The sequence below is a fragment of the Nitrococcus sp. genome, assembly GCF_059432795.1.
In genome coordinates this window covers 1-10,563 of the sequence record NZ_JBXWZQ010000067.1, presented here as the reverse complement: position 1 = coordinate 10,563, position 10,563 = coordinate 1, and the positions used below count along the sequence as shown (strand labels likewise).

General features: G+C 63.4%; 10 protein-coding genes. 2 read left to right on the top strand and 8 right to left on the bottom strand.

From position 1 onward, the window contains the following. The 5 genes from lpxK to AC52Q4_RS05520 form a co-directional block, all read right to left on the bottom strand. Positions 1 to 813, bottom strand: an 813-nt coding sequence (lpxK, locus tag AC52Q4_RS05540) for a tetraacyldisaccharide 4'-kinase (protein WP_495535807.1), incomplete at its 3' end; no start/stop codon positions are given. Next, the gene (msbA, locus tag AC52Q4_RS05535) at positions 810 to 2,567 is read right to left on the bottom strand and encodes a lipid A export permease/ATP-binding protein MsbA (protein ID WP_495535806.1); all 1,758 of its coding nucleotides are present in this window, start codon (positions 2,565 to 2,567) and stop codon (positions 810 to 812) included. The genes msbA and lpxK, both read right to left, overlap by 4 nt. A 32-nt stretch (positions 2,568 to 2,599) precedes the next feature. After that, the gene (locus AC52Q4_RS05530) at positions 2,600 to 3,019 is read right to left on the bottom strand and encodes an ExbD/TolR family protein (protein WP_495535805.1); all 420 of its coding nucleotides are present in this window, start codon (positions 3,017 to 3,019) and stop codon (positions 2,600 to 2,602) included. Beyond that, on the bottom strand, positions 3,016 to 3,654 hold the full coding sequence (locus AC52Q4_RS05525) for a MotA/TolQ/ExbB proton channel family protein (RefSeq protein WP_495535804.1): 639 nt from the start codon (positions 3,652 to 3,654) through the stop codon (positions 3,016 to 3,018). The genes AC52Q4_RS05530 and AC52Q4_RS05525 overlap by 4 nt, the downstream gene beginning before the upstream one ends. A 78-nt stretch (positions 3,655 to 3,732) precedes the next feature. Then, a complete protein-coding gene (locus tag AC52Q4_RS05520) occupies positions 3,733 to 6,000 on the bottom strand; it encodes a DNA internalization-related competence protein ComEC/Rec2 (RefSeq protein ID WP_495535803.1) in 2,268 nt (755 codons plus the stop codon). An 81-nt stretch (positions 6,001 to 6,081) separates the two neighbouring features. Here AC52Q4_RS05520 and AC52Q4_RS05515 point away from each other — a divergent pair, with 81 nt between their 5' ends. Further along, on the top strand, positions 6,082 to 6,636 hold the full coding sequence (locus AC52Q4_RS05515; RefSeq protein WP_495535802.1) for a DUF2062 domain-containing protein: 555 nt from the start codon (positions 6,082 to 6,084) through the stop codon (positions 6,634 to 6,636). A 30-nt stretch (positions 6,637 to 6,666) separates the two neighbouring features. On the opposite strand, the gene lolD is transcribed toward AC52Q4_RS05515, so the two are convergent. Both lolD and AC52Q4_RS05505 read right to left on the bottom strand, forming a co-directional pair. Then, complete coding sequence (gene lolD / locus AC52Q4_RS05510) at positions 6,667 to 7,404, bottom strand: lipoprotein-releasing ABC transporter ATP-binding protein LolD (RefSeq protein ID WP_495535801.1); 738 nt, start codon at positions 7,402 to 7,404, stop codon at positions 6,667 to 6,669. Then, positions 7,397 to 8,644, bottom strand: coding sequence for a lipoprotein-releasing ABC transporter permease subunit (locus tag AC52Q4_RS05505; protein ID WP_495535800.1), 1,248 nt, complete (start codon positions 8,642 to 8,644; stop codon positions 7,397 to 7,399). Before AC52Q4_RS05505 ends, lolD begins: the two co-directional genes overlap by 8 nt. 206 nt (positions 8,645 to 8,850) lie before the next feature. Between AC52Q4_RS05505 and AC52Q4_RS05500 the strand changes: the two genes are divergently transcribed. Further along, a complete protein-coding gene (locus tag AC52Q4_RS05500; protein WP_495535799.1) occupies positions 8,851 to 9,180 on the top strand; it encodes a hypothetical protein in 330 nt (109 codons plus the stop codon). Here the strand turns inward: AC52Q4_RS05500 and AC52Q4_RS05495 are convergent. Beyond that, positions 9,125 to 10,123, bottom strand: coding sequence for an arginase family protein (locus tag AC52Q4_RS05495; protein WP_495535798.1), 999 nt, complete (start codon positions 10,121 to 10,123; stop codon positions 9,125 to 9,127). The genes AC52Q4_RS05500 and AC52Q4_RS05495 overlap by 56 nt on opposite strands. Between the last annotated feature and the right edge of the window lie 440 nt (positions 10,124 to 10,563).

Sequence of the window (10,563 nt, the reverse complement as noted above, 5' to 3'; positions counted from 1 at the left end):
CGAAAACGGCTGCGGCACGACACAATAGCCCAGCGTCTCCAGGAGACGAAAAAAGCGCTCCGGATGCGCGATACCTGCTATCGCCCGGACACGCGTGCCGGTCGGAGGCGGCTCCGTTGCGCTTGAGCGCCCTCCAAGCGCGGTTAACCGTCCCGGAATCAAGCGAAAAGCGTAACCCTCGCGGTTGAGCGCACCCCCATTGCCCAGCACAAGGTCAACCCGTTGTAGACGCGAGAGCGGTTCGCGCAACGGCCCCGCAGGAAAGCACTGGCCGTTTCCTACACCGCGGACGGCGTCGAATACGGCAATCTCGGCGTCGCGTTTCAGACGATAATGCTGCAGGCCGTCATCGCTGATTATCACCTCGCAACCTCGTTCCATCACGAGGCGCTGCGCCGCCGCCACCCGGTCGACACCGACAGCCACCGGCGCGCGCGTGCGCGCGGCGATCAGCACCGGCTCGTCTCCGACACGTGCCGGATCATCCTGGGCCTCCACAATACGTGGGGGGCCGCCGCTATCACCACCACCATAACCCCTAGAGACCACGCCGGCGCGGTAGCCATAGGCGCCCAACCGCTCCACGAGCCAAATCACCATGGGCGTCTTGCCGGTGCCACCGACGAACAGATTGCCGACAACAATCACCGGCACGCCGACCCGGTAGCTTCGCCGCCATCCGTTCCGGTAGGCGGCGGCGCGCAGCCGAACCGCGCCGCTGAAACATACGGCCAGCGGCCGCAGCACACGGCTAGGCCATCGATCCTCGAGCCAGAACCGCGGCAGATCGGGCATGATCGAATTGATGCTCAACCCGCCCGGATGCCAAGCAGCGATTCCTCTGGCCTGTACTTGTGATGCAGATCGGCATAGAGTCCGCCACGCGCTAGCAGTTCGCTATGCGTGCCCACCTCGACGATGCACCCTTCGTTGAGGACGATAATACGATCGGCGTTTTCCACCGTGGACAGGCGATGGCTTATGACTAGCGTGGTACGTCCGCGCATGAGCGTATCCAATGCATGCTGAATCAACCGCTCCGAGTGGGTATCCAATGCCGAGGTAGCCTCGTCGAGAATGAGTATGGGCGCATCCTTGAGAAGCGCCCGCGCAATGGCGATCCGCTGGCGTTGCCCTCCCGAGAGCCGCACCCCGTTTTCGCCGACCAATGTCTCGAATCCCCGAGGCAACGCCTCGATGAATTTCCGGGCGTTGGCGAGCTCGGCGGCTCGACGCACCTCGTCCATTTGCACTTCGCCAAGGCGCCCATAGGCGATATTGCCTGTTATCGTGTCATTGAACAGCATCAGTTGCTGCCCGACGATGGCAATCTGCGAGCGCAAGGCCGCTAGCCGATAGTCGCCAAGCGGCACCCCGTCAAGCAATATCCGTCCCGCCGAGGGCTCATAGAAGCGCGGCAGCAGATTGGCGAGCGTGGTTTTGCCGCTGCCGGATGGCCCGACGATGGCTACCGTCTCGCCGGGCTCGATGTGCAGTTCGATTCCCCGCAACACCTCGTGGTCACCGGGTCGGTAGGTAAAACGCACGCCCTGGTATTCGATGCGCCCGCTGGCCCGCTCGAGATCCAACCGGCCGGTGTCCGTCTCTGGAACCTCGTCGATGATCTCGAATATGCTCTCTCCCGCCGCAAGCCCCTTTTGGATCAAGGCCTGGACTTGGGTCAGGCGTTTGAGCGGCGGTTGCAACAGCAACATCGCGGTGATGAAGGAGACGAACGCACCGACCGTGATGGTCGAGAAATTCCCATCCAAAGTGGCCAGATAGATCACGACCGTCAGCGCAACCGCCGCCACGAATTGCACCACGGGGGTGCTCAAGGACTTGATGGCCACGAACTTCATGAACTGGCGGCGATTACGCTCGTTCGCTTGCTCGAAGCGGCGACGCTCATGGGGTTGAGCGCCGAATATCTTGATTACCTCATGGCCTTCAATTGCCTCTTCGGCCACGTACGCCACGCCGCCCACGCTTTTCTGTATCCTGTGGCTAATCCGTCGGAAACGCTTGCTGATATAAAAGATCACCAGCGCCATCACCGGGCCGAGGACAACGAGACTCAGCGCTAGATGCCAGCTGACAATGAACATGTAACCCATCAGGAAAATAGCCGTGGCGGAATCCCGCACGACCGTGATCAGGGCATCGGCCCCTGCGCTGGCGACCTGCTCGACGTTGAATGTCAGCTTCGAGAGCAGCCTGCCCGAAGAGGCATCGTCATAGAAACGCTTGGGCAAGGTCAGCAGCCGCTCGAAGACCTCGGAGCGCAACCGTTTGATGACCCTACGGCTGATCCAGGCCGTACCGTAGCTCGCGCCGAAATTGCTCAGGCCGCGCAGCACGAACAATGCCAACAGGCCCAGCGGGATCAGGCGCATCACTATGGGATCTCGGGCAACGAAACCCGCATCCAGCATGGGTTTGACCAACCAGGCGAACACCGCCTGGCTGGCACCGCTTACCACCATGGCTATCAGAGAAAGGACGCCAATCAGCCAGTAGTCGCGGACGTATTCAAACAGACGCCGGTAAATGTTGGGCCGGCTCATGCTCGATTGCTGATTCCAAGTGCTCATTCTCTTCATTGCCCCGACGGTATCGTCGCGATGGCAACCCGATGAATTCCAGCGCGGCCGGCGGCGTCCAAGGCCGTCACGATATGCAGATGCTCGGTGCGCTCATCGGCGCGGATAACCAGTTGACGCTCTTGAGCATCGCCTGCCTTAAGGCGCTGCATTAGCGCTTGACGCAGCGTTTCCTCGCGGTTGTCCCGAAGAGGCTCGTTGTCGAGGAAGTAGGTACCTTGCTGATTCACGGTAACCTCGATCGGCTCGGCCCGCGCCGCCGGCTGGGCACTCGCCGCGGGAAGCGAGACCTGAATGTTGGCCTCCTCGACGAACGTGGTGCTGACCATGAAGAAAATCAGCATCAGAAACACCACATCGATCAAGGGCGTGAGGTTGACCTCCGGGTCCTCGCGCCGTCGTGGACGCAGGTTCATGGTCGACTCCCCGACGAAGCGACCGGCGCGCGTCGATTATTGTGAATCACCTCGACGAGCTTGAGCGACTCCTGTTCCATATCCACCACCAAGGCTTCCACCTTGCCGCGGAGATAGCGATAGGCCATCAGGGTCGGAATCGCGACCACGAGGCCCGCCGCCGTCGTGATCAACGCCTGCGAGATGCCGCCCGCCAGCGCGGCCGCATTGCCCAGTCCCGCCGAGCTGATGGTGCTGAACACTTTGATCATGCCGATGACCGTGCCTAACAGTCCGAGCAAGGGGCTGATGGCCGCAATCGTGCCCAGGGTGTTGAGATAGCGCTCCAGGCCATGGGCCTCATGGCGGCCCCGATCCTCGATGCTCTCCAGGACGACTTCGCGACTGCAATGGATGTTCACGAGACCGGCGGCAAGCATGCGCCCCAATGGCGAACCCGAACGAAGCTCGCGTAGTTGCGTCGGATCCAGGGTATCGTTTTTCACCCAATGCCAAACCTGAGCGACCAGGTGCTTGGGGATCACACGCGTACGCCGTAACGCCCAACACCGTTCGATCGTGAAAGCCAACGCCACGACGGAACAGGCCAGAATAGGCAGCATGACCCAGCCTCCCGCCTCGATCAATTTCCACACGACGCGCCGCTCACCCGCTATCCACCCCGAGATCGTCAGATCATACTGGATTTCCGCTGGCGCTCGAAACGACCTCGTTCACGGTTGAAGGTGATAATAGCGTCGCCGATCATGCCGCATCCGGGCACGCACGCGATAGCCATCGGCTCCCAATACGAGCTCCACCGCGCCGTCACGGTCGGTCCGCAGCACCCGCACCTCACGCACTCGATAACGATCGATAACCCGCCGGTTCGGCAACCCATACGGATTGTTGCGACCGACGCTCAACAGCGCAAGGCTCGGGTGGACAGCGCGGATGAATTCGGCGCTCGAGGAGCTGCCGCTGCCATGATGCGGCACTAAGAGCACGTCCGCCTCGAGGCGGCGCGATTGCGCCAATAAATCGAGCTCGCCGGTGCGCTCGAGGTCCCCGGGAAGCAAAAGCACTGCCCCCTCGCTCGCAACGCGCAGCACACAGGAGGCGTCATTGCCGCTCAGGCCGTGCACACGCGGCGCAAGCATGCGAAACCGCACACCGTCCCAGCCCCAGCTCTGGCCTCGGTGACACAATCGAGCCGTCGGTGGCGCGGCCACGAAGGGCTCGCCGATCATCACGTCACCGACCCTCAGAGCGTCGAGCAAGGCCGTCAAGCCACCGGAGTGGTCATCGTCCGCGTGACTGACCACAACACGATTCACGGCGGTAATTCCCCGCGAGCGCAGGAAGGGCAGCAATGACACGTTCGCCGCCGAGCCGCCGCCACTCCATGCGGGCCCGGTATCGTAGACCAGGGTATGGTTCGCCGTGCGCACAACCACGCTGCTGCCTTGCCCCACGTCCAGCATCGTCACCCAAGCTTCGCCGGCGCTCGGGGCTAGGCGGGTCCCCATGAGCAGCGGAACGAACAGCGGCAGCGCCAAGAGACGGCCCGGAAAGCCAGCGGGCAGCAGTATCAGGCCCGCTCCCACCGAGGCCAATCCGAGCGTCCAGATCTCGGGTGAGGGTAGCGAGACGAGCGGTTGCGCCGCATGCACGAGGTAGCCCAGGCCGCTCAACAGGTTCCGGATGAGCCAAGCCAGGCCCTGCAGCAATAGCGAACCCATGCTCGGGGCGAGCCACTGCACGGCTGTGGCCAGCAAGGCCCCGGGAACCAAGAGCGTCCCGGCGAGCGGAATGGCCGTAAGGTTGACCACGGGCGCGATCAGTGAGAAGCGTTGAAACCAGGCAGCCATGACCGGCAACAGCCCGACGGCGAGAGCGAACTGCACGCCGAACATCTCGCGTCTGCGATTGCTACCGGGCCGGCGGCGCACGACCAACAAAATCACGGCAACGGCTATGAAAGACAGCCAGAAGCCGGGACCGAGCGGGGCGAACGGGTCGAACGCCAGAACCGCCGCCATGGCCCCCCACCATGCCCGCAGCGGCCCAACTCCGCGTCTCAGCATACGCGCGCTTGCCAAGACGAGGAGCATCACCAAAGCGCGCTGAGTCGGCACCGTGAAACCGGCCAGAGCGGCGTAGGCGGTTGCCGCCGAGGTACCGGCCACGGCTTGCGCCAGTGGCGTCGGCAGCCACAGCGGCACCCTAGGCAAGCGCCGCCACAAGCCGCCCGCCAGCCAGTAGATCAAGCCCGCCACCAACCCGATGTGCAATCCCGATATGGCGACGAGGTGAGTGACACCAGCGGCGTTGAGCGCACGCCAGGTCGGCGGATCGATACCCCGCCGGTCTCCCGTGACCAACGCCGTAAGCACGCCGGCCGCCGCGCCCTGCCCGTGCGCCGCGGTGCTGATACGCTCGGAGAGCCGCGCACGCAGCGCATCCACGCCCCCCGCCGCACCCAGCCGGCGCGGCGTCGATGTATCCCGGACGTAGCCGGTGGCATCGATACGATTTTGGAACAGCCAGCGCTCGTAGTCGAAACCCGTCGGATTCATCAAGCCGTGCGGCTCTCTGAGCTTCACCCGCCAATGCCAGCGCTCCCCGGGATGGACGGGCGGCGAGTGACCGTACCATGACAAGCGGACCCGTCGCGGTAACGGGCGGTTCGCCGGATAGCCCCTGATCCGAATAGGCCGCACCAGAAAACGCTGACGCACTGCCGTGCGCTCCGGCAGCCCGACGACCACGCCTTCCAGGCTCAAGCGTTGACCATCCAGCGACTCGGGCAAGCGGCAGTCCAGCGCCCAACCCGCGGCGCACGCCGCCCAAGCGATGCCGAATGCGAAAAGGCCGAACTGGCGCAGGTGCCCCCGCCCGAGCAGCAGCGCCAATGCAAGCACGATTGCTGAGGCCAGCCAGCCGGCCAGCGGCCAAGGCAAGAGCTGGAAGCCAATCACACCCATTGCAAACGCCGCCATCCCTGCGGCCCTCCCCGGCCATCCCCGCCGAGCTGTGCTAGATTAACAGCGCCAAATGCTGCCGCGGATTCGGAGTACTAGATGCCAAGGCGGTTCATCAAGCGATATCTCCCGGATTTTCATGCGATTCGTGCCCGCCGAGAGATCCGCTGGCTGGGCCGTCTACTCGAGGATCCCTACCTGTTGCATCTCAATCGCCGGTCCGTCGCCGGCGGCGTTGCATGCGGGCTGTTCGTGGCATTTATCCCTTTGCCTGGACAAATGCCCCTGGCTGCGCTGATCGCCGTCGTACTGCGCGCGAATCTGCTGCTCGCCGTCGCCCTGGTGTGGATCACCAACCCGATCACGATGCCCGCCATCTTTTACTTTACCTACGTGACCGGGACTTGGATCATCGGCGCGCCGGTAACCGCGCATATTGGCTTTGAGCCCAGTCTGCATTGGTTCTGGGAGCAGTTCGAGCGCATCTGGAAGCCCCTGATCGTCGGTTCGCTCAGCGTCGGTTTCGTGCTTGCTCTGGCCGGTTATGGCGCCGTCCACTTGCTGTGGCGCCTGCACATCGTCCGCCAGCTCAGGCATCGACGTAACCGTCGGGCAAACCGCGCACATTCGGCCATGGGAGAGCGCCAAGGCTGACGCCATCGCCGGCGCTTGGGCTCGGGCGATTCAACGGGTGGCTTGACGGGGCGCTGTATCGCCCGCTTCCTCTTTCAGCACTCCATCATCCAAAACCAGGACACGGTCCATGCGGGCCGCGAGCGAGGGGTCATGAGTAACGAGCACGATGCTGGTCTTGAACTCGCGATTGAGCTCGACCAATAGGTCGAAAACACGGTCCTCGGACTGGCGGTCTAGATTGCCGGTCGGCTCGTCGGCGAGCACGCACGCGGGGCGAGTGATCAAAGCCCGTGCAATCGCCACCCGCTGGCGTTCCCCGCCCGAGAGTTCCCCCGGTTTGTGCGCGAATCGCTGCGCCAAGCCCACCCGCTCGAGGATGGCCTTGGCCTCCTTGGCCGCGCGGCTCGGTCGTGTGCCCCGAATCAGCAGCGGCATAGCCGCATTCTCCACGGCTGTGAACTCAGCGAGCAGATGGTGGAATTGGTAGATAAACCCCAGTGTGCGGTTGCGCAATCGGCCACGAGCGGCCGCACCGAGGGTGGTCATCGGCTCTCCGACCACCTCCACTGTCCCCTGCGACGGCTCGTCCAGCCCGCCCAGAATATGCAGCAGTGTGCTCTTGCCGGCACCGGATCGACCGACGATTGCTATTTGCTCGCCTTGCTGGATGCTAAGATCGATGCCGCGCAGCACATCGACCCGCAGCGCCCCCTCTTGGAAGACCTTGGAGAGCCGCTGGCAGCGCACGCTTGGTGGCCTCGGCGTTGGCGGCGGCTGGTCACTCATAGCGTAAGGCTTCCGCGGGTACCGTCCGTGCCGCCCGCCAAGCCGGATAAAGCGTCGCTAACAAGGACAATACCAAGGCGGTGACAGTAATCTGAACAATATCGCTCGGCTGCAGCTTCGAGGGCAGATCGCTGATCAGGTAAACATCGGCCGGCAGGAACTGAACGTGAAATAGGCGCTCGATCGCCGGCACGATGGTCTCTACATTGAGGGCAAGTCCGACGCCTCCGAGCACACCGATCACGGTGCCGGTAACCCCAATCAATGCGCCCTGCACCACGAATACGCCCATTATTGTCTGCGGGCTCGCCCCGAGCGTGCGAAGGATGGCGATATCGGCCTGCTTGTCGGTAACCACCATGACCAGGGTCGATATGATATTGAATGCCGCCACCCCGACAATGAGCAGCAAAATGATAAACATCACGGTCTTCTCCGTGCTCACCGCCCGGAAGAAGTTACGATTCTGCACCGTCCAATCACTCACCCGGTAAAAGCCGGGCAGGCGTGCCGTCACCTCGCGCGCCAAACGGGGTGCGGCCAACAGGTCATCGAAGCGCAGCCGAATCCCGGTTACGCCCTTGCCCGTGTGGAACAACAAGCGCGCGTCGTCGAGATGCATCACGGCAAGGGAGCGATCGTACTGGCTCATGTCCACTTCGAAGAGACCAACGACGTGGAAGCGGCGGATTCTGGGCAGAATTCCGGCCACCGAGATCCGTGCCTCGGGGGTGATCACCGTGACGTCGTCACCGACCCCGACACCCAGCACGCGCGCCAAGCCACCGCCCAGGATGATCCCGAACCTCCCTGGCTCGAGGTCGGCCACCCGGCCCGCCACCAGCTTGTCAAGCACACGCGAGACGCCGGGTTCCTCACGCGGCAGAATTCCCCGCACCAGCGCCCCGGTAACCGCCGGACCGCGTGTCAGCATCACTTCGCCTGAGACATACGGGGCCGCGCCCTTCACGTGCGGCTGCTCGCGCACCTCGCCCACCAGCGCGCGCCAATCCTCCAGCGGTCCGGAGAAGGCGGTCACGGTCGCATGCGCGACCATCCCGAGAATGCGCTCGCGAAGCTCGTGCTCGAAACCGTTCATCACGGACAACACCGTGATAAGCGCCGTGACGCCGACGGCAATGCCGAGCATCGAAGTCAAGGAGATAAAAGAAACGAAGTGGTTGCGCCGCTTCGCTTTCGTATAGCGCAGGCCGATATATAGCTGCAACGGTCTGTACACGGCCGGTCACTCTCGCTGTGAGCGCTCGAGGGGGGGGGCGATACGCTCAGGATGGCGGAGCACAGAGTAGCAGGAATCGAGTCGGAAATCGCATCCCCGACAAATGCGCGGGGTTGACGCACGACACGCGTCGATAAATGTGAACCAGTCGATGTTTGATCCGATCACCAGGGAGCATAGTTCAGCGAAACAGGGAGGGGTTTGACATGAACCGCACCGTCTTCGCCTTAGCTTTGCTGCTGGGTATCTTTGGCCAGAGCATCGTCCATGCCGAGCGTCTGACGGTCGGCGCAGCCGAGCAGGCGCGCACCGACTCGTTGGTGGCCCCAACTCGGGGAGCCAGCATGGACGCGGTAAAACGCCGCTTCGGAAAGCCAGCCCGAATCTTTCCCGCCGTGGGCGAGCCACCCATCACCCGTTGGGTCTACCCCAATTTCATCGTTTACTTCGAAGGCACTCGGGTGATTCATTCCGTGGAGGCTATCGCTCGGTACGACGGGAGAATCCCGCAGCAAAACAGCGCGCGCAATCGCTAAGCCCCGCCAGGTCGTATCCGCCCTCGAGGACGATTGCCAGCCGAGGGCGTCGCTCGGCCAGCGTTTGACCCATCAGGAAGTAGTCCTCGGGGCGCAATCTTACCGGATCGTCCTGGATCGGGTCGGTAGCCGCTGTGTCAAAACCCAGAGACAATACAAGGAAATCGAGGTCGAGAGCATCTACGCGCTCGAGCATACGCCGTAACCGCGCGAGGTAGCCCTTGCCATCGACACCTGCTGGAAGCACCTCGAGCGTCGCGAAGGCCGAGCCCGGAGACGCACGGGCATCGAGATACGGATAGCTGCGCCAGGGATCGGCGTGCAATGAGAAATACGGCATACGCGAGCTGGCCAATTCCGCGCTGCCTTCTCCGAGGTGATAGTCGACATCGAGCACCGCGCAACGCCCGGCGTCGGCAAGAACCGTCGCCGCCACATACGCGTTATTGAAGAAACAATAGCCGCCGTAGCGCCGTCGCCCCGCATGATGGCCAGGAGGCCTGCAAAGCGCCACGGCATCGCGCCCGGTCGCGAGCACCGCGCGCGCCGCCTCTTCGGCGGCTGCCGCCGAGGAGAGCGCGGCCGGCAATGTCGCGATGCTCAGCGGCGTACCCGTCTCGACACAATACATGCCGCCACGCACGCGCAATGGCGCCGCGGAGAGATTGGGCTGAAAAATCGAGGGGATATACTCCTCGCCCTCCTGCAAAAGCGTGCTCAGCTCCGAGAGAAAACGCACGTACGCCGGATCGTGAAGCCCGCTTACCGTCTCCCAGGCGAGCCGCGCGACGCTTTTGACGTCGACCTCCCACGCAGCCGCAAAGCCCTCGAAGACACGATCTACCCGGCTCGGCACCTCGGGATGGGCCACTCCGGGGTAGCCATCCGAGAGATCCCGCGTCGGCCGGTGTCGAGCATGCAACGCCGAGACATACATTGGCATCGCAACTGTCCGCATGATGCACACCCGAGCGCGTTTGAACCGCTACGTATCGCGCCTTTCTTCGGCGTTTACTGCACGCTCACGATCATAACGGGCGACGGCGACCCCGCGGAGCGGACTGCGTTGCTCTCGACCTCGGCTTATTCGCGCCAGGCGCGGCGAGGCCTATCGGCAAGGCGAAAGAACGCAACAGCAAAGGTCATCACCCGTGCTACTAAAGGAGCTGCCTGCCGGCAAAAACGCTGCCGCGCACGCAGGCCGTTCGCTCGCATCCTGCTGCGACAGTCAGCCAGCCACGGGCGGCGCAGCCCAGGAAATCAGGTACCACCCGCAGAGCGGGTGGTTTGGTGAAGGCCCCCGGAGGGGGCCTGTACTCCGATGAAAGGGCCTAAAGGCCCTCCAGCCGCAACTCCTCTTGCCGCTTCTCCTCGGCTTCCTGA

What these genes read in the sequence shown, in the direction of transcription:
- msbA (WP_495535806.1), bottom strand. Translation starts at nt 2,567, where the DNA reads ATGAGCCGGCCCAACATTTACCGGCGTCTGTTTGAATACGTCCGCGAC.
- AC52Q4_RS05530 (WP_495535805.1), bottom strand. Translation starts at nt 3,019, where the DNA reads ATGAACCTGCGTCCACGACGGCGCGAGGACCCGGAGGTCAACCTCACG.
- AC52Q4_RS05520 (WP_495535803.1), bottom strand. Translation starts at nt 6,000, where the DNA reads ATGGCGGCGTTTGCAATGGGTGTGATTGGCTTCCAGCTCTTGCCTTGG.
- AC52Q4_RS05515 (WP_495535802.1), top strand. Translation starts at nt 6,082, where the DNA reads ATGCCAAGGCGGTTCATCAAGCGATATCTCCCGGATTTTCATGCGATT.
- lolD (WP_495535801.1), bottom strand. Translation starts at nt 7,404, where the DNA reads ATGAGTGACCAGCCGCCGCCAACGCCGAGGCCACCAAGCGTGCGCTGC.
- AC52Q4_RS05500 (WP_495535799.1), top strand. Translation starts at nt 8,851, where the DNA reads ATGAACCGCACCGTCTTCGCCTTAGCTTTGCTGCTGGGTATCTTTGGC.
- AC52Q4_RS05495 (WP_495535798.1), bottom strand. Translation starts at nt 10,123, where the DNA reads ATGCCAATGTATGTCTCGGCGTTGCATGCTCGACACCGGCCGACGCGG.